The following is a 17,034-nucleotide window of genomic DNA, read 5'->3' on the forward strand; positions in this document are numbered from 1 at the left end:
TCGGTTAAAAAACGGGGCAGGTCAGATGCCCCAGGCGAAAGGGTCTTGTTCGTCGATCAGCAGGGTGGCGTCGGCGGTCATGTAGGCGCGGCCGGTGATGTACGGGCGCACGCGCTCGCCTTCCCATTCGAAGTGGCCTGTGAACTGGCTGCCGGTGATGCTCGCCTGAGTCCAGATCTGGCCCTCGGCGAGTTTGCCGTCGGCGGCCAGGCAGGCCAGTTTGGCGCTGGTGCCGGTACCGCACGGCGAGCGGTCGTAGGCCTTGCCCGGGCACATGACGAAGTTGCGGCTGTCGGCGTGAGCGTCGTCGGCGAACAGTTCGACGTGATCGATCAGCGCGCCGTTCTCGCCGTGAATGCCTTGGGCTTGCAGCGCCTTGAGCAGCGCCCAGGTGTAATCGGTCAGGGTCTCGACGTTGCTCATCTGCAGGTCGTGGCCGTGATCGGAGACGAGGAAAAACCAGTTGCCGCCCCAAGCGATATCGCCAAGCACGCGGCCGTAACCGGGCACATCCACCGGCACCTGTTGGCGATGGCGGTAGGCGGGCACGTTGCGCAGGGTCACCGTGCCGTCCTCATGCAACGTGGCGCTGACCGGGCCGACCGGGGTGTCGATCTTGTGCTCGCCGGGTTCGATACGGCCCAGGTGCTGCAGCGAGTTGATCAGGCCGATGGTGCCGTGGCCGCACATGCCGAGGTAGCCGGCGTTGTTGAAGAAGATCACCCCGCAGGTGGCGTCCGGCGACACCGGCGCGCAGTACAGCGCGCCAACCAGTACGTCATTGCCGCGCGGTTCCAGCAGGCAGGCGCGGCGCCATTGATCGTGGCCTTCGCGCAAGGCGTGGCGCTTCTCGGCCATGCTGGCGCCGGGCAGTTCGGGGAAACCTTGCATCACCAGCCGCGTGGGTTCGCCGCCGGTGTGGGAGTCGATGATGTGCAGTCGCTTCATGATTGCGTCCCTTGGATAAAAGTCAGGCGTGCGCCGGGCGTTGGCCGCTGACGGTGCGGGTTGAGGATTGCGCGGCTTCGCTTTCGTCGTCTTCGGTTTCCAGGCGAATCAGCTGCGCCGGTACGCCGGTGGCGGCGCCCCAGTAGTAGATGCCCAGCGCGCAAACCGCGACGATCAATGTGTCGAACGGATGGCTGAGCACACCGATACCGCCGAAGCTGCCGAGCTTGGAGAGGACGATGGTCAGCGCGTAGAAGCCGATCAGCCACGCCGACGAGCGCACTTGCTGAGCCAGGTTTAGGTGCGCGGTAGGCACCAGGCGGCCACACAGCAGGTAAATGACGAACATCAGGATTTGCAGACCGAGCAGCCACGACACGGTGCTCCAGCCCGACCAGTAGACGATCAGCGCGGCGATGATGAACGACAGCGGGCCGAGCACGCCCATGCTCTTGACCCGGAACGGGCGCGGCATGTCCGGCGCGTTGCGACGCAGCGCAGCAACGGTCACCGGCGCCACCGCGTAGCTCAAGACCAGCGCAGCGGAGACCACGTTGATCAGCGCTTCCCATGACGGGAACGGCAGGGTCCAGAACACCGACAGGCCAAAGGTCAGCCACAGTGCCGGGCGCGGAATGCCGGATTTTTCATCGATGCGGGTGAAGAGCTTGAAGAAGGTTCCGGTCTGCGCCCAGCCGTAGATCACTCGCGGGGTGGCGTTCATGTAGATGTTGCCGCAGCCGCTGGGTGAGATCACCGCGTCCGCCACCACCAGATACGCCAGCCAGCCGACGCCCAGGGCCAGGGCGATGTCGCGATACGGCAGGGCCAGTTCCTTGGCCACGCCGGCCCAGCCATTGGCGAGCATTTCCGTCGGGATGCCGCCGAGGAATGCGGTTTGCAGCAGCACGTAGATCGCGGTGGAGAGCAGCACCGAGAGGATCAGCGCAATCGGAATCGTGCGTTGCGGATTCTTCACTTCACTGGCCACCGAAATGATCGGCGTCAGGCCCAGATAGGCGAAGATCACCCCGCCGGCCGACACCGCCATTTCGATCCCGGACAGGCCGAACGGAGCAAAGCCATGCACTTGGAAATTCGCCGGTTTGAAGAAGGTGAACAGTACGCCGATCACCAGCAGCGGCACGATGAACTTGAACACGCTGACCAGATTGTTGGCCATGGCGAAGGTTTTCACGCTGCGGTAATTGAGCAGGAAAAACACGCATAGCAGGCCGAATTGCACGAACCAGCCAAGTATTGTCGGATCGCTGGAACCAGCCTTGGTCAGCTCGGGAAACCACGCCGCCGCATATTGTCGCGAGGCGACCACTTCGATCGCCACCAGACTGGAAAACGCGATCAGGGTGATGAAGCCCATCAGGTAGCCGAGCAGCGGCCCGTGGGAATAAACCGGGTAGCGCACCACACCGCCAGCACGGGGTAGTGCGGCGCCCAATTCGCAGTAGACGATGCCCAGCAGCAACACCGCAAAGCCGCCGAGCAGCCAGGAGAAAATCCCTGCGGGACCTGCGATGGCAGACACGTGACTGGCGGCAAACAACCAGCCCGAACCGAAGATCGCCCCCAGCCCGATGAACGTGAGGTCTATCAGTGAAAGTTGTTTCTTGAACTTGCCTTGGCCTGTCATAGCGTCGCCTTCTTGTTGGTTGTTGGAGGGGCGTGCAGTGGCGTTACAGTGAACTCATCGAATGCGGCGCGATTGATGTTTTTTGCCGGCAGCGATGACGAAATCAGCACAATGGCCAACACCAAAGGCCCGGCTCGACAGGCCGTCAGCCATGGGGCAATCTGCGTGCAAATCGGCTGGGAGTAAGAGACATGCCACACAACGCCTTTGCGATCCTCAGCCAGCAAAACGAGGCGAGCCGGCCGCAGACCCTTGATGATTTGCTGGCGGGGATGGCGCTGTTGCTACCGATGCTCGACGTGATTCCCAACGCGGCGATCTTCATCAAGGATCTGCAGGCGCGTTACGTCATGGCCAACCGCACGCTGGTGCAGCGCTGTGGTTTGAAAGACTTGCGGCCATTGCTCGGCAAGACCAGCGCCGAGGTGTTTCCGGCGCAATTGGGCCCGGGCTATACCGAGCAGGATCGACGGGTGCTGGAGGAGGGCTGGGTGCTGGAGGATCAGTTGGAACTGCATCTGTACGGCAGTCGCGAACCGGGCTGGTGCCTGACGCACAAGCGTCCGCTGTACGACCGCGACAACCGGATCATCGGCCTCGCCGGGATTTCCGTGGATTTGCAAACCGCCAGCGAAACCCATCCGGCCTATCAACGGCTGGCGGCAGTGGACGAGTACATTCGGGCGAATTTCAATCGTCGCGTCAGCCTTGGCGAACTGACGCGCATCGCCGGGATTTCCGTGGCGCAACTGGAGCGCTACTGCAAGCGGGTGTTCCATCTGACGCCGCGGCAGATGATCCAGAAAGTCCGTCTGGAGCATGCGCATCGGCTGTTGCACGGCGACTTGCCGATCACTGAAGTAGCGCTGCAGTGCGGTTATACCGACCACAGCGCGTTCACTCGGCAGTTCAAGGCCTCGACCGGGTTTACCCCGCGCGAGTATCGGTTGGCGACGGCGCCGTGAAGGAGTCCGTCAGGCCTTGACCCAACGCTGCCGGCTCCAGGCACTCAGCGAATCCACGCCCAGCACCAGAATCAGCATCGCCAGAATCACCGTACTCGCCTGCGCCTCCTGAAACAGGCTGAGGCTGACATACAGCATCTGCCCCAGTCCGCCGGCACCGACAAAGCCCAGCACACTGGCCATGCGAATGTTGTTTTCCCAGCGGTACAGGCAATAGGCGAGCAACTGCGGGGCGAGGTTGGGCAGGGTGCCGTAGCAGAACGCGAGGAACGGATTGCCGCCCTGCAAGCGAATCCCTTCGGCAGGTTCGGGCGGGGTGTTTTCCAGGGCTTCGGCGAACAGCCGACCGAGCACCCCAGTGGTGTGCAACGCCAGCGCCAGGGTGCCGGCATTCGGCCCGAGGCCGGCGGCGAGTACCATCAACGCCGCCCACACCAGTTCCGGAATCGCCCGCAGACCGTTGAGCAGCAGGCGCGAAGCGCTTTGCAGCGGCCAGCCGAAACGCCCGGCGGCAGGCAGCGCCAAGAGGATGCCGAACAGCGCCGCGAGCAGCGTGCCGAGGGCCGACATGGCGAGGGTTTCCGCTGATCCTTTGAGGATCGCTTGCAGGTGCGTGGCGCTCAGGTCCGGGCTGAAAAAACGCTGCGCGTAGGCGCCCATCTGCTTGAGGCTGGTGCTGCTGCCCAATTCATCGAGGTCGAGTTGCAGATAGCCGAACGAGGCGACCACAGCCGCGCCGATCGCCACCATCAGCAGCAGATTGAGCAGGCGGTTCATGTCAGCCTCCAGCGCAGCAGACGGCTGAGTTGGTCGGCGCCGAGCACCAGCAGCAGGAAGGTCAGCAACATGCTCGCCACTTCACCGCTGGCGAACATGCGCAACGACAAATCGATCTGTTGTCCGAGGCCGCCGGCGCCGACAAAGCCCATCACCACCGAGGCCCGAATCGCGCACTCCCAGCGATAGACCGTGTACGACAAAAGCTCGGCCGCGACATTCGGCAAAATGCCGTAAGCGAAACCTGCGAGCCGACCGCTGCCGGCCTGCATCAAGGCATGCGCCGGACGCTGATCAGTGGACTCGAAAATCTCCGCGTAAACCTTGCCGAGCATGCCGCTGTAGGTGATGGCGATCGCCAGCACACCCGCCGCCGGGCCTAAGCCCACAGCGCGGACGAACAGCAGCGCCCAGACGATTTCCGGCACGCTGCGCAGGAAGATCAGCAGCCCGCGTACCGGCCAACGCAACAAGCGCCCGAGCCGGCTCGGAACGCCGCCGCGTGACGCCGCCGACAGTGACAGTGCGCGACTGGCAAGCAGGCTGGCTGGCACTGCCAGCAGCAAAGCCAAGGCCATGCCCGCGGTGGCGATGGCCAGGGTTTGCAGGGTGGCTTTGAGCAGCAACTGGAGAAATTCGGCGTCGTGCGCCGGTGGCCAGAAGCCCGAGATAAACCGGCCCATCTCGCTCTGGCTGTCACTGTGCAGCAGCACACCGAGGTCCAGTTCGCTGAGCTGAATGCCCGGCCACAGCAAGGCAAGCGCCAACAACGTCAGCAGCAATCGCGGCGCGCTGGCCGGGTCGCGTGAATCGGCCTTCAGCATCGCGGAATCTGCACAATCAGTGGCGCACTGGGCGTTGTCGGGCTTTGCAATTGTTCGTTGGCGTACAGCGCATCAAGCATGTCGCGGCTGACCTGTTCGGCCGGGCTGTCAAAGAGGATCCGGCCGTCGCGCAAACCGATGATTCGCGGAAAGTGCGCGAGGGCCAGCTCCACCGCGTGCAGGCTCGCCACCAGCGTGACGCGATGCGCCTTGGCGTGTTGCGCGAGGATCGACAGCGTGTGCCCGGCCAGCACCGGGTCCATCGCCGAAACGGGTTCATCCGCCAGCAGAATCTCCGGCGCCTGATACAGCACCCGGGCAATGCCCACGCGCTGCAGTTGCCCGCCAGACAATTGCTGACAGTGGGCGAACAGTTTGTCGCCCAGATCCAGCTTCACGAGGGCGGCACGGGCGCCGGGAATGTCCAGTGGATGCAGCAGATTCAACAGGCTTTTGCCCAGGCTCCACTGGCCGAGTTTGCCGGCCAGCACCGCGGTTACCACGCGTTGGCGTGGCGGCAGCGGCGGGGCCTGATGCACCAGACCGATGCGCGCGCGCAGGCGTTGGCGCTGCCGGGCGGAGAGGTGCCAGGGCCGTTCGCCCAGCACCTCGATCTCTCCGCTGCTGGGACGCAACGCGGTGGCCAGCAGGTTCAACAGACTCGACTTGCCGGCCCCGGACGGGCCGATGATTGCCACCTGTTCACCAGCGTCAATCTGCAGATCGACGCCGCGTAGCGCGTCGACCCCGTTGGTGTGGTGCAGGCGAGCTTGTGTGAGGCTCAGGGTCATTTCAACAGATCGGCGGCGCGAGCTGCTTCCTCGATGCCCTTGTAATTCTCGGGCTTGGTGTCGATGAAACGACTGGCTGCCTGCAGATCCAGAATCTTCTTCTGTTCCGGGTTGGCCGGGTCGAGGGCGAGGAAGGCTTTTTTGATCTTCGCCGCCAGTGCCGGATCGAGGGTGCCGCGCACGGTCCAGTTGTAATCGAAGTAGGCCGGGGTGGTGGCGAAAACCTTGACCTTGGTCGTGTCGACCTTGCCGGCGTCCACCAGTTTCTGCCAGACGCTGGCGTTCAGCACACCGGCATCGACCTTGCCGGCCTGAACCCAGGCGACGGTGGCGTCATGCGCGCCAGAGTAGGCGACGCGGCTGAAATAGCCTTCAGGTTTGATGTTGTCGTTCTTCAGCATGAAGTAGCGCGGCATCAGGCTGCCGGAGGTGGACGACACCGCGCCGAAAGCGAAGGTTTTGCCCTTGAGATCAGCGAGGCTTTTCACATTCGGGTCGGCGGTGATGAACTTGCTGGTGAACTGCGCATCCTGTTCGCGCTGGACCAGCGGAATCACCGAAGTCTTGCCTTCGCCCTGCGTTTTCAGCTGTGCCTGAACAAAGGTGAAACCACCCAGCCAGGCCATGTCGAGGCGATCGGTCGCCAGCGCTTCGACCACCGCCGGGTAATCGGCCACCGGCACGAACTGCACTTTCATCCCCAGTTGCTGCTCCAGATAAGCCCCCAATGGTTCGAACTTGCGCAGCAATTCGGTCGGCGCTTCATCGGGAATCGCGCTGACCCGCAGCACATCGGCGGCGTGCGCCACCAGAGCGGAAAAAGACAGGGCCAGGCCAGCGGTCAGTGCGAGGGTGCGTTTGAGCATGGAAATCTCCGTTTCATGAGCGTCGCATTCTAAGCGCCCCGGCGCGAGGTGTCGCGCCCGGGGGCTCAATCAGGTTAGACGAAACGGCGAGGTTATACGCAGCCGGGCAGTCAAAGGCCAGCCGCGGTGTCGGACGATGTTTTACCTCAGGTCACGCTGGATGATTTTCCGCCAGTCTGGCGATCACCTTGATCTCAAACTGAAACCCCGCCAGCCAGGTCACGCCAACCGCAGTAACGGTCGGATAGGGCGCGTTGCCCCAAAATTCCGGGACCACTTCCCAGATGGTTTCGAAGGTTGTTTGCGGATCGATCATGAACACCGTCACGTCCACAGCGTCGTCGAAACTGCAGCCGGCGGCCTTGAGGATCGCATTCAGGTTGGTGAAGGCCAGGCGCACCTGATTCTGCAGGTCCGGTTCGGGGGAGCCGTCTTCACGGCTGCCGACTTGTCCGGAGACGAACAGAAAACCGTTGGAGCGGATTGCCGGCGAGTAGCGATGGCGCTCGTACAGGGCGTGGCGGGCTGGCGGGAAAACGACGTCGCGCTGGGTCATGGGTGTGTCTCCATCATTGGCTGATAAGTTGGCGATGGAGCGACTGTAGGGGCTTGCGCGGCGGCGATAAACGCGCAACCTTGGCCTTCACTGTTTGCGGATGCCAAACAATCAGAGGGCGAAAAGTGGACCGTTTCGATGCAATGCAGGCGTTCGCCCGGGTGGTCGAGGCGGGCAGCTTCACCAAGGCCGCCGAGACCCTGCACATGAGCAAGACCACGGTGACGCAACTGGTGCAGCAACTGGAGGCGCGGCTGCGGGTCAGGTTGCTCAATCGCACCACGCGCAAGGTCAATGTCACCGCCGATGGCGCGCTCTACTATCAGCGGGTGATCCGCTTGCTGGCGGATCTGCAGGAGGCCGAGACGGGACTGTCCGGCGCCTCAGCGTTCCCCAAGGGACGCCTGCGAGTCGATGTGCCGAGTCCGTTGGCACGGCTGATTCTGATCCCGGCGTTGCCGGATTTTCACCAGCGCTATCCGGACATCCAGATCGACATGGGCGTCAGCGATCGCATCGTCGACATCATTGATGAGAACGTCGATTGCGTGGTGCGCGGCGGTGAGTTGCTGGATCAGTCGCTGATGGCCCGGCGCGTGGCGGATCTGCAACTCGGGGTGTTCGCCGCGCCGAGTTACCTGGCTCGCGCCGGCACGCCGCTGCATCCGCTGGAACTCGAGGATTCGGAGCATCGCGTGGTGGCGTTTCTCTGGGCGCGCACCGGCCGACCCCTGGCTTACGCGTTGCACAACGGCGATGAGCGTTTGTTGGTCAAGGGCCGGCATGTCCTGGCGGTCGATGATGGCAACGCTTATCTGGCGGCGGGTCTTGCTGGTATGGGCGTGTTGTGGTTGCCACGGTACATGTCCGACGTGCACGTCGCACGCGGTGAACTGGTGCCGCTGTTCGCGGACTGGCAACTGGAAGCGATGCCGCTCTACGTGGCGTACCCGCCGAATCGGCATGTCAGCCTGAAACTGCGGGTGTTCATCGACTGGATCGTCGAGGTGATGGCGCAGCATGCGCCGGTCATTGTTCGTTGAGGTTGTTGCTCAAACGCTAGCGTGATTGACTCTTTGGCCCATCGAGCCAACTATCGGCGCATAACAACATGACCGATGGGCCAGACCTTGATCGAACGACGTCAATTCAGCGGAGGCATGAAGGGTAAAAACCTGCGCTATCTGAACGAGCACTCCGCAGATTCGCGCCTCACTCGCACCGGTTTTCTGCTGCTGGAACACTTTTCGCTGCCGGCCTTCACCCAGGCGCTGGACACCATCATCACCGCCAACCTGCTGCGCGCCGGGCTGTTTGCCTCGCGCACTTTCGGCCTGGGCGAGGGCGAGGTGATCAGCGATCTGGGCTTGGTCATTCGTCCGGATGCGCGCATTGAACCGGCCAGCCTTGCCGAGCTGGATCTGCTGGTGGTGTGCGGCGGTTACCGCACGGAGCTCAAGGCCAGCGAAGAGTTGATCAACCTGTTGCGCGCGGCCGCGGAACGCGGGGTCAGCCTCGCCGGTTTATGGAACGGTGCCTGGTTTCTTGGGCGCGCCGGATTGCTCGACGGTTATCGTTGCGCGATTCATCCGGAACATCGTCCGGCGCTGACGGAGATTGCCAAGTCCACCCAAGTCAGCAGCGAACCCTATGTGATCGATCGTGACCGGCTTACCGCGTCCAGTCCGTCCGGGGCTTTCCACATGGCGCTGGACTGGATCAAGGGTTTGCACGGCAAGGCACTGGTCGAAGGCATCGAGGACATTCTGGCGTTCGAGGAATCGCGCTATCGGCGGATCAAGCCTGACGAAAATCTTTGCGTCAGCGCGCCGTTGCGCGAGGTGGTCAAACTGATGGACGCCAACCTCGAAGAACCGCTGGAACTGGAGCAACTGGCGGTGTATGCCGGGCGCTCGCGGCGGCAGCTGGAGCGACTGTTCAAGGAACAACTGGGCACCACGCCGCAGCGCTATTACCTGGAACTGCGCATCACCGAAGCCCGGCGCCTGTTGCAGCACACCGAGCTGTCGCAGATGGAAGTGCTGGTGGCCTGCGGGTTTGTTTCCCCAAGCCATTTCAGCAAATGCTACAGCGCGTTTTTCGGCTATCGGCCGTCCAAGGAAAAACGTCTGGTCAAATAGCCCAGACGTTTGCGCCGGTTTCAGAGGTGATCGGCGTCGATCACCGCCTGGGCAAACGCCTGCGGATCTTCCTGCGGCAGGTTGTGGCCAATGCCGCCGTTGATCAGGCGGAACTGATACTTGCCGGTGAAGCGCTTGGCGTAATCCTCGGGCGCTGGGTGCGGTGCGCCGTTGGCATCGCCTTCGAGGGTGATGGTCGGCACGCTGATTGATGGCGCGGCGGCGAGTTTCTGTTCCAGCGCCGCGTATTTCGCTTCGCCCTGCACCAGTCCTAGCCGCCAGCGGTAGTTGAACACGGTGATCTCGACGTGATCGGGGTTTTCCAGGGCCTTGGCGCTGCGCTCGAAGGTGGCGTCATCGAACGCCCACTTCGGCGAGGCCAGTTGCCAGATCAGCTTGGCGAAATCGTGGGTGTTTTTGCGGTAGCCGTCGCGGCCACGCTCGGTGGCGAAGTAGAACTGATACCACCACTGCAATTCCGCTTTCGGCGGCAGCGGGTTTTGCCCGGCGGCCTGATTGCCGATCAGGTAGCCGCTGACCGACACCAGTGCCTTGACCCGCTCCGGCCACAGCGCCGAAACGATGTCCGCCGATCGTGCGCCCCAGTCGTAGCCACCGAGCACCGCTTGGCGGATGTTCAGCGCGTCCATGAAGTCGATCACGTCGCTGGCCAGCGCCGCCGGCTGGCCGTTGCGCGGGGTCTGCGCCGAGAGGAAATGCGTGTCGCCATAACCCCGCGCATACGGCATCAATACCCGATAACCCTTGGCGGCGAGCAATGGCGCCACCGCGTCGTAGCTGTGAATGTCGTACGGCCAGCCGTGCAGCAGAATCACCACCGGACCCTGCGCCGGACCGGTTTCGGCGTACGCCACGTCCAGCAGCCCGGCTTTCACATGCTTGAGCGGGCCGAACGGTGAGGGTGCGGAGTAGCTGACGCTTTTGCTGCTGGATTCTGCTTGTGCGGCGGCTTGCACCTGCGTCGCCGCCATCGCGCCGAACAGGGCGAGGGCGAGGATTGAGCGGCTGTGGTGGATTGCGATTTTCATGGGGAATGTCTCCTTGGCCAGCCTTCTATGGGAGTGGCGGTTCGGGCCGAGCCTTGCAAACCGTGCAGGCATTGCAACGCCGGGGAGTATCTGGCTCATGTCGAAAAAACGCCGAAACACCTGCGCGTGTATCGCTGGCGCGTCTGTACACACTGCGATACACGACTACTGCGCTGGCGCAGGTGCTTTGTATGCCTGTGTATCCAGCGCCGGGCGCGATACACGCTGCGACCAACCCCCCAGTGCCCGACACATCAGCGCTACAAACCGTCCGCACAGTGGTGACCTTCACACCACCACAGTCGAGAGGGCATTCCCATGCACCGCACACTGATTCTGGCCAGCGTGGCCGCACTGATTTCCTTCACCGGTCTGGCGCAGGCGGCGGACGCGCCAGCCAAGAGCTGGCAGCAAGGCCTGAGCCGTACCGATCTGATTCAGCAAGACCTCGGCGCAGCGGATCGGGAAGTGATCCAGTCGCGTATCGATTTCGAGCCGGGGGTGACGGCGCCACGGCATGCGCATCCGGGTGTCGAGGTGGCGCATGTGCTCAGCGGGACTTTTGAATATCAGCTTGAGGGGCAGCCAGCCGTGATCCTCAAGGCCGGTGATTCGCTGTTCATCCCGGCCGGTGTGGCCCATGTGGCGAAGAATGTCGGCAGCGACAAGGGCGTCGAACTGGCGACCTACGTCGTCAGCAAGGGCCAGCCATTGTTGCAATTGAAGCCGTAACCGACCTATCTGGCGCGCAGCAATTTGCGGTAATCCACCGGTGAAATCCCGCGTGCCTGACGGAAGGCGTGGCTGAACGAACTGGCCTGCGAGTAACCCAGCATCAGGGCGATGTTCATGATGCTGGTGTCGGTGCGCCGCAGGTAATGGTCGGCCAATTCCATGCGCATGGTTTCCAGCACCTGATTGAAGTTTTCCCCTTCGGCGGCCAGTTTGCGCTGCAAGGTGCGCGGTGAGATCGCTAACTGGCGGGCCAGGCTTTTCAGGCTGAAGTCGCCGGTTGGCAGCTGTTCGGTGAGCAGCGCACGCAAGCGGTCGGTCACCGAGAACGCCGGGTATGACAGGCACAACTGCCAGTCGGCCTCCAGCAACAGGCTGCGATGCATGCGCGGGTCGGCGCCCTGGATTCTTGTCGAGAGCGTCGATTCGGCAAACACCAGGGCGTTGCTGGCGGCCCCGAACTGCACCGGGCAACCGAAAAAATCTTCGTACAGCGCCGGCTCTCCGACCGCCGCATGCATCATGCGCACTTCCAGCATCGGCGGGTGACTGGCGATCAACCAGCGCCCGAATGCCACCCAGCCGACCATCAGCGCTTCCTGATGCAGCGCGCAGTAGGGTTCCAGTTCATTGCTGCGCTGAGCTTCGAGGGTCACGCGACCGTCCTCGATGATGATTCGGCTCTGGCTCGACGGGCTGTCGTAGACGATCTTGCCGAAGCGCAAAATCATGTTCAGCGACTCGCCCAGTGTTGCGCTGGTCATCAGCACATAACCGAGCACGCCATAGCTGCCGGGCCGCACCGCAGCGCCGACCAGCAGACCGAAATGCGCCAGCTCGCAATTGCGCGCCGCCAGCTCCAGCAAAGTGCGCAGTTGCGTCATCGGGATGCGCACGATCGAATCGGACAACTGCTCGCGAGTCAGTCCGCTCTGAAGCAGCAGCGAATCGCGATCGCCGCCGTGTTGCTCGGCGACATCAAGGACATGGTTAACGAAGGCAGCGCTGGAAGTGGCGGGTCGCATGGGGGGAGGGGAAGTCCGGTCATCCGGTGATCTTGCTTGGCCGAAAAGTGAGGGACGCGACATCGCCAAGGCACGTGGCGTCGATAAGCCTTACAGGCGCCCGATCACCGGAATCCCGGTGCCGGTGACCGCTGAAGCCTGCTCGGAGATCAGAAACAGAATGACCGCTGCCAGTTGGGCCGGGGTGACCCAGCGCTGATGCTCGGCGTCGGGCATGGCCTCGCGGTTTTGCGGGGTGTCGAGAATACTTGGCAGCACGGCGTTGACGGTGATGCTCATGTCCTTGAGTTCTTCGGCGAGGCTTTCGGTCAGGCGCAGCACGCTGGATTTCGACGCGGCGTAAGCGCCCATGCCGAGCCCGGCCTTGGCCGCCATGCTCGCGCCGATATTGACGATGCGTCCCGCCGAGGACTGCAGCAGCAACGGCAACAGGGTTTTGCTGGCGTTGAGCGCGGTGCGCAGATTCAGCGTATAGAGCCGGTCCCAGGCGTCCAGCGTGCCGCCGAGCAAGGGTTCCCAGGCATAGCCGCCGGCGCCATTGATCAGCGCATCGAGGCGGCCGAAGTAACGGCTGATCTGCCGGGCGATCTCCTGGCAATCGGCGAGGCACGCCAGGTCAATCCCGGACAACACCAGTCGGTTGTGCGAACTGGGCAGGCCGATCGGCGCCCGATCGATCAACACCAGATCGGCGCCCTGGGCTGCGGCCATGTCCGCCAGGGTCTCGCCGAGGTTCCCCAGGGCGCCGGTAATCGCCACAACGCGCCGTGAGAGTGACTGAGTCATCAAGAGTCCTTTCCTTTTTAAGGGCGCATACTCTAAAGACATCGGCGACGTGTGGCATGCTTTTGCAGGTCAACTTGTTGTGCAAAAGTGCCAAAATTTCAGCCGCGTAGACACCGGCGTACAGGGCCGTAAAACAGGCGTCAAAAGGTTGGCTTGAGGGTGATGGCGAGGGGGTGGAAATGACCTGATTCGATTCGCCGGCGGTCACACGTTGTCAGCCCGCAGGCGGGTGAGTAAGCTGCTGGCATGAACCAGACATCCCTTGCGTCATCCCCACCCAGCACTCGCGGCCCCGCCGATCATGAGATTCGCGATCAGATCGTCGCGGCGGCCAACGAGCATTTCAGCCAGTACGGCTACGGCAAAACCACGGTGTCCGATCTGGCCCGGGCCATCGGGTTTTCCAAGGCGTACATCTATAAATTCTTCGATTCGAAACAGGCGATTGGCGAAGCGATCTGCGCGAACTGCCTGGGACAGATCGTTGCCGCCGTCGAGCAGGCGATTAACGCCGAAGCACTGGCGCCGACCGAGCGTTTGCGTCGCTTGGTGAAAACCGTGATCGCCACCGGTGTGGACCTGTTCTTCAACGATCGCAAGCTCTACGACATTGCGGCCTTTTCCGCCTCGGAGCGCTGGCCCAGTGCGCAGCGCTATGAGGAGCAGATCAAGGGTTTTATCCATGAGATCGTGCGTGACGGGCGCGAGGCCGGCGAGTTTGAGCGCAAGACCCCGTTGGATGAGACGGTCGAAGCGATCCATCTGACCCTGCGGCCCTTCGTCAACCCGTTGCTGCTGCAGCACAACCTGGATTTTGTCGAGGTGGCGCCGACGCTCACCACCAACCTTATCCTGCGCAGTCTGATGCCTTGAGCCAGCGCTGATCACTGTTCAAGTGATTTGAGCCAAGGCGATGTCCCCCTTTATTACGTTCTGATGCCGGCACCTGCGTGCCGGAGCAGCGCTGATTTTTGCTGTTCGTGACCATTGACTGATATGGTCACTTGGATAATATGGCGTCGTTGTCGCTCTCGATGTTCTATTTCAGCGACCCTATAGAGTCCGGATAATGAAAAAAATAACGCTCAAGAACACCCTTGGCCTGGCCGTCGTGCTGGCGTCCTCCAATGTGCTCGCCGGTGGATTTGCGCTTAACGAACAAAGCATCAGCGCGATGGGCTCCGGTTTTGCCGGTCGTTCTTCATCGGCTGAAGACGCCAGCACGGTTTTCGGCAATCCGGCGGGCATGGCGCGGCTCAAGCAGGAGCAGGCCAGCGTGGGCGCGGCGACACTGTTCGCCAAATCGGATATCAGCCGGACTCGCAGTACGTTCGGCGGCAAGGAAGACGGCGACATGGTGCCCACGACCACCGTGCCGATGGGCTATTACGTCAAACCCATCGATGAGCGTTGGGCATTCGGCCTCGGGTTTTATGTACCGTTCGGGCTGATCACCGATTACGGCAGTGGTTTTGCCGGGCGCTACTACGCCAACAAGAGCGAAGTCACCACCCTGACGTTCCAGCCGACCGTGAGCTACGCCTTCAACGACAAGGTATCGATCGGATTCGGGCCGACCATTAACCGCATCAGCGGAGAGATCTCGGGCATGGTGCCCAACCCGCTCAGTCCTGGGCGCAATGACGGCAAGCTCAAAAGCAATGGCGACGACACCGCCCTGGGCTTCAACGCCGGGGTGCTGGTGCAGGCCACTGATCAGACCCGTCTGGGCCTGACCTATCACTCCAAGGTCAGCTATCACCTGGACGCGAAAAGCAAAGTCACCGACGGCATCTTCAGCGTGCTGGGCGTCAGCGGGCGAAGCTATGACGCCTCGCTGGATGTCGATACGCCGGAGTCGGTGGATGTTTCCATGACCCATCAATTCAACGATGACTGGACGCTGTATGTCGGTAGTACCTGGACGCGCTGGAGCCGCTTCAAGGAACTGACGATCGAGAACAGCGGGCTGCCGCCATTACTGAGCGGTCAGTTGGGCACCATCAGCGAAGAGCAGAACTGGCACGACACATGGGCTCACGCGATCGGTGCGGCCTATCGATTGAATGACCAGTGGGTGCTGCGTGGCGGGTTTTCGGTTGATCAGTCACCCACCAACAATACCAATCGCGGGCCCCGCATCCCGACTGGCGACCGCAAGGTGGTCAGCTTCGGTGCCGGCTGGACGCCAATGGACAATGTCACCATCGATCTGGCGTATTCCTATCTCTGGGAGGAAAGCGTGCAGATCAACGACACGTCGGCCAGTCGCGGTGCATACAGTGCGAAGTACAAGAACAGCGCCAGCGGGTTCGGTACTTCGGTGAGCTACCGATTCTAGTTGCAAGCGCTTACGCCACGGATGCGGACCGGGAGCACGTGCGTCTCCCGGATCCGCTGTCTCGATCTGAAACGCGTCTTGCGATGTAGCTCAGCGCACCGCCACCGACCCCGACTCTTGTGCTTGCCAGCCCCCACCGAGGGACTTGAACACTGCCACTGCAGCGCGCGCCGATTCCGTGCGGGCCTGCGCTCGGGCATCGGAGGCTTGCAGCAAGGTTTCGTCGGCGTGCAAAACATCGATCAGGCTGGCGGTACCTTGTTCATAGGCGCTGAACGAGGACTGACGTGCCTGGGCCAGCGCCGCTTCACCGCCGGTCAGGGTGGTGGTCTGGGTTTGTCGATTCACCAGGGATGACAGCGCGTTCTCGACCTCTTCGGTGGCGCGCAGTGCCGACTGGCGATATGCGGCCAGCGCCTCCGCCTCCTGACCTTTGGCCTGATCGATCTGCGCGTTGATCCGCCCAAAGTCGAACAGCCGCCAGCGCAACCCTAAAACCCCGGATGACTGGCTCGCGCCGCTGCTGAACAGATTGCCGCCGGAAACCGCCGTCGCGCTGCCGAGCAAGGCGCTGAGGGAAAATTTCGGGTAGTACTCGGCAATCGCGGCGCCGATGTGTGCGTTGGCGGCGGCCAAACGGCGCTCGGCGACGATCAGATCGGGGCGGCGCTGCAGCAGATCCGCTGGTGTGCCCAGGGCATTCAGTGACGGCGCCAGTGGAATATCGGCATCGCCGGCCAGTTGCGTGCGATGAGTGCCGGGCGGCGTGCCGAGCATCACGTCCATGGCATTCATCGCCGCTTCCAGACCGCTTTGCAGTACCGGAACCGTGGCCTGAACTTGCGCCAGCTCACCCTCGGCCTGGCGCACCTGGTATTCCGCAGCCAGCCCCTTGGTGTAAAGCAGACGAACCTTCTCAAGTAACTCGCGGCGGGTGTCGACCTGGCGGTTGGCGATATCCAGACGAGCCTGCAAACCGCGCAGGGTGATGTAGATATCTGCGGTTTGCGCGGCGACGGCCAGCCGTGTCGCGTTGACGCCGGCAGCCGAGGCCTGGTACTCGGCCAGGGCCGCCTCACGCTCGCGACGCAGTCCGCCAAACACGTCGATTTCCCAACCCGCTTCAAGGTTGGCCTCGTAGGCATTGCCGTAGCGGTCGTAGCCCGGGGTGGAATTGAGCACCTGACCGAGTGGCGTCTCGACCGACTGATATGCCCGCGCAGCCTGGGCGCTGACGTTCGCTGAGGGCAGCAGGGCCGCGTTTGCCGCGCCCAGCCCGGCCCGTGCCTGAGTGACCCGCGCCGCCGCCTGCGCCAGGTCGAGATTCTGCTGCAATGCCTGGCTGACGAGGGACGTCAGCAGCGGATCATTGAAGTTTTGCCACCAGGTGGCAAGGCTGGCCGGCGATGTTGCGGATTTTGAATCGGCGGCGGAGTGACCCAGGTAATGGTCTGAGAGCGGCGCGTCTGGACGCCGGTAATCTGGGCCTACCGCGCAACCGGCCAGCAGGCCGGCGCCAAGTAACAGAGCAATCGGGCGAAGAGGCGACATGCGAAATTCCCTGTGGAAAAATATTGTGACC

Annotated in this window: 17 protein-coding genes; 6 read left to right on the forward strand and 11 right to left on the reverse strand. The window is 62.6% G+C overall.

Annotation, left to right across the window (positions count from 1 at the left end):
• Positions 1-21: 21 nt before the first annotated feature.
• Both ACXR0M_RS19145 and ACXR0M_RS19150 read right to left on the reverse strand, forming a co-directional pair.
• Positions 22-948 carry a 4-hydroxyproline epimerase gene (locus tag ACXR0M_RS19145; protein WP_458833340.1) on the reverse strand — a complete coding sequence of 309 codons (927 nt, stop codon included), beginning with the start codon at positions 946-948 and terminating at the stop codon, positions 22-24.
• 22 nt (positions 949-970) lie between these two features.
• Positions 971-2,599 (reverse strand): APC family permease, encoded by a 1,629-nt coding sequence (locus ACXR0M_RS19150; RefSeq protein WP_458833341.1) that lies wholly within the window; start codon positions 2,597-2,599, stop codon positions 971-973.
• A gap of 191 nt (positions 2,600-2,790) precedes the next feature.
• Here ACXR0M_RS19150 and ACXR0M_RS19155 point away from each other — a divergent pair, with 191 nt between their 5' ends.
• Positions 2,791-3,564 (forward strand): helix-turn-helix domain-containing protein, encoded by a 774-nt coding sequence (locus tag ACXR0M_RS19155; RefSeq protein ID WP_458833342.1) that lies wholly within the window; start codon positions 2,791-2,793, stop codon positions 3,562-3,564.
• Positions 3,565-3,573: 9 nt separating this feature from the next.
• Here the strand turns inward: ACXR0M_RS19155 and phnE are convergent, their stop codons facing one another.
• The 5 genes from phnE to ACXR0M_RS19180 all read right to left on the reverse strand — a co-directional run bounded on the left by phnE (position 3,574) and on the right by ACXR0M_RS19180 (position 7,378).
• Positions 3,574-4,341: a phosphonate ABC transporter, permease protein PhnE gene (gene phnE, locus ACXR0M_RS19160; protein ID WP_458833343.1), complete on the reverse strand. Its 768-nt coding sequence runs from the start codon at positions 4,339-4,341 to the stop codon at positions 3,574-3,576.
• Entirely contained in the window at positions 4,338-5,165 is an 828-nt protein-coding gene (locus tag ACXR0M_RS19165; RefSeq protein WP_458833344.1) for a PhnE/PtxC family ABC transporter permease, read from the reverse strand. The genes phnE and ACXR0M_RS19165 overlap by 4 nt, the downstream gene beginning before the upstream one ends.
• Positions 5,159-5,956: a phosphonate ABC transporter ATP-binding protein gene (locus ACXR0M_RS19170; RefSeq protein WP_458833345.1), complete on the reverse strand. Its 798-nt coding sequence runs from the start codon at positions 5,954-5,956 to the stop codon at positions 5,159-5,161. Before ACXR0M_RS19170 ends, ACXR0M_RS19165 begins: the two co-directional genes overlap by 7 nt.
• Positions 5,953-6,822, reverse strand: coding sequence for a putative selenate ABC transporter substrate-binding protein (locus tag ACXR0M_RS19175; RefSeq protein WP_458833346.1), 870 nt, complete (start codon positions 6,820-6,822; stop codon positions 5,953-5,955). The genes ACXR0M_RS19170 and ACXR0M_RS19175 overlap by 4 nt, the downstream gene beginning before the upstream one ends.
• 151 nt (positions 6,823-6,973) lie before the next feature.
• Positions 6,974-7,378: a RidA family protein gene (locus ACXR0M_RS19180; protein ID WP_458833347.1), complete on the reverse strand. Its 405-nt coding sequence runs from the start codon at positions 7,376-7,378 to the stop codon at positions 6,974-6,976.
• 125 nt (positions 7,379-7,503) lie between these two features.
• Between ACXR0M_RS19180 and ACXR0M_RS19185 the strand changes: the two genes are divergently transcribed.
• Positions 7,504-8,421 (forward strand): LysR family transcriptional regulator, encoded by a 918-nt coding sequence (locus ACXR0M_RS19185; protein WP_458833348.1) that lies wholly within the window; start codon positions 7,504-7,506, stop codon positions 8,419-8,421.
• Between the two features lie 75 nt (positions 8,422-8,496).
• On the forward strand, positions 8,497-9,519 hold the full coding sequence (locus ACXR0M_RS19190) for a GlxA family transcriptional regulator (RefSeq protein WP_458833349.1): 1,023 nt from the start codon (positions 8,497-8,499) through the stop codon (positions 9,517-9,519).
• A gap of 20 nt (positions 9,520-9,539) precedes the next feature.
• Here the strand turns inward: ACXR0M_RS19190 and ACXR0M_RS19195 are convergent, their stop codons facing one another.
• Entirely contained in the window at positions 9,540-10,568 is a 1,029-nt protein-coding gene (locus ACXR0M_RS19195) for an alpha/beta fold hydrolase (RefSeq protein ID WP_458833350.1), read from the reverse strand.
• Between the two features lie 318 nt (positions 10,569-10,886).
• On the opposite strand from ACXR0M_RS19195, the gene ACXR0M_RS19200 reads away from it, so the two are divergent.
• Positions 10,887-11,300 (forward strand): cupin domain-containing protein, encoded by a 414-nt coding sequence (locus ACXR0M_RS19200; protein WP_458833351.1) that lies wholly within the window; start codon positions 10,887-10,889, stop codon positions 11,298-11,300.
• A 5-nt stretch (positions 11,301-11,305) separates the two neighbouring features.
• On the opposite strand, the gene ACXR0M_RS19205 is transcribed toward ACXR0M_RS19200, so the two are convergent.
• On the reverse strand, positions 11,306-12,325 hold the full coding sequence (locus ACXR0M_RS19205; RefSeq protein WP_458833352.1) for an AraC family transcriptional regulator: 1,020 nt from the start codon (positions 12,323-12,325) through the stop codon (positions 11,306-11,308).
• A 90-nt stretch (positions 12,326-12,415) separates the two neighbouring features.
• The gene (locus ACXR0M_RS19210) at positions 12,416-13,111 is read right to left on the reverse strand and encodes an SDR family NAD(P)-dependent oxidoreductase (protein WP_458833353.1); all 696 of its coding nucleotides are present in this window, start codon (positions 13,109-13,111) and stop codon (positions 12,416-12,418) included.
• A 246-nt stretch (positions 13,112-13,357) separates the two neighbouring features.
• Here ACXR0M_RS19210 and ACXR0M_RS19215 point away from each other — a divergent pair, with 246 nt between their 5' ends.
• Positions 13,358-13,984, forward strand: coding sequence for a TetR/AcrR family transcriptional regulator (locus tag ACXR0M_RS19215; RefSeq protein WP_458833354.1), 627 nt, complete (start codon positions 13,358-13,360; stop codon positions 13,982-13,984).
• Between the two features lie 196 nt (positions 13,985-14,180).
• Complete coding sequence (locus ACXR0M_RS19220) at positions 14,181-15,452, forward strand: OmpP1/FadL family transporter (protein ID WP_458833355.1); 1,272 nt, start codon at positions 14,181-14,183, stop codon at positions 15,450-15,452.
• A gap of 90 nt (positions 15,453-15,542) precedes the next feature.
• Here ACXR0M_RS19220 and ACXR0M_RS19225 read toward each other — a convergent pair whose 3' ends face one another.
• On the reverse strand, positions 15,543-17,003 hold the full coding sequence (locus ACXR0M_RS19225; protein WP_458833356.1) for an efflux transporter outer membrane subunit: 1,461 nt from the start codon (positions 17,001-17,003) through the stop codon (positions 15,543-15,545).
• Between the last annotated feature and the right edge of the window lie 31 nt (positions 17,004-17,034).

Source organism: Pseudomonas sp. Eth.TT006, assembly GCF_054456575.1.

Excerpts from the sequence above, each read along its gene's own strand:
- ACXR0M_RS19145 (WP_458833340.1), bottom strand. The coding sequence starts at position 948 with ATGAAGCGACTGCACATCATCGACTCCCACACCGGCGGCGAACCCACG.
- ACXR0M_RS19150 (WP_458833341.1), bottom strand. The coding sequence starts at position 2,599 with ATGACAGGCCAAGGCAAGTTCAAGAAACAACTTTCACTGATAGACCTC.
- ACXR0M_RS19155 (WP_458833342.1), top strand. The coding sequence starts at position 2,791 with ATGCCACACAACGCCTTTGCGATCCTCAGCCAGCAAAACGAGGCGAGC.
- phnE (WP_458833343.1), bottom strand. The coding sequence starts at position 4,341 with ATGAACCGCCTGCTCAATCTGCTGCTGATGGTGGCGATCGGCGCGGCT.
- ACXR0M_RS19165 (WP_458833344.1), bottom strand. The coding sequence starts at position 5,165 with ATGCTGAAGGCCGATTCACGCGACCCGGCCAGCGCGCCGCGATTGCTG.
- ACXR0M_RS19170 (WP_458833345.1), bottom strand. The coding sequence starts at position 5,956 with ATGACCCTGAGCCTCACACAAGCTCGCCTGCACCACACCAACGGGGTC.
- ACXR0M_RS19175 (WP_458833346.1), bottom strand. The coding sequence starts at position 6,822 with ATGCTCAAACGCACCCTCGCACTGACCGCTGGCCTGGCCCTGTCTTTT.
- ACXR0M_RS19180 (WP_458833347.1), bottom strand. The coding sequence starts at position 7,378 with ATGACCCAGCGCGACGTCGTTTTCCCGCCAGCCCGCCACGCCCTGTAC.
- ACXR0M_RS19190 (WP_458833349.1), top strand. The coding sequence starts at position 8,497 with ATGGGCCAGACCTTGATCGAACGACGTCAATTCAGCGGAGGCATGAAG.
- ACXR0M_RS19195 (WP_458833350.1), bottom strand. The coding sequence starts at position 10,568 with ATGAAAATCGCAATCCACCACAGCCGCTCAATCCTCGCCCTCGCCCTG.
- ACXR0M_RS19200 (WP_458833351.1), top strand. The coding sequence starts at position 10,887 with ATGCACCGCACACTGATTCTGGCCAGCGTGGCCGCACTGATTTCCTTC.
- ACXR0M_RS19205 (WP_458833352.1), bottom strand. The coding sequence starts at position 12,325 with ATGCGACCCGCCACTTCCAGCGCTGCCTTCGTTAACCATGTCCTTGAT.
- ACXR0M_RS19210 (WP_458833353.1), bottom strand. The coding sequence starts at position 13,111 with ATGACTCAGTCACTCTCACGGCGCGTTGTGGCGATTACCGGCGCCCTG.
- ACXR0M_RS19215 (WP_458833354.1), top strand. The coding sequence starts at position 13,358 with ATGAACCAGACATCCCTTGCGTCATCCCCACCCAGCACTCGCGGCCCC.
- ACXR0M_RS19220 (WP_458833355.1), top strand. The coding sequence starts at position 14,181 with ATGAAAAAAATAACGCTCAAGAACACCCTTGGCCTGGCCGTCGTGCTG.
- ACXR0M_RS19225 (WP_458833356.1), bottom strand. The coding sequence starts at position 17,003 with ATGTCGCCTCTTCGCCCGATTGCTCTGTTACTTGGCGCCGGCCTGCTG.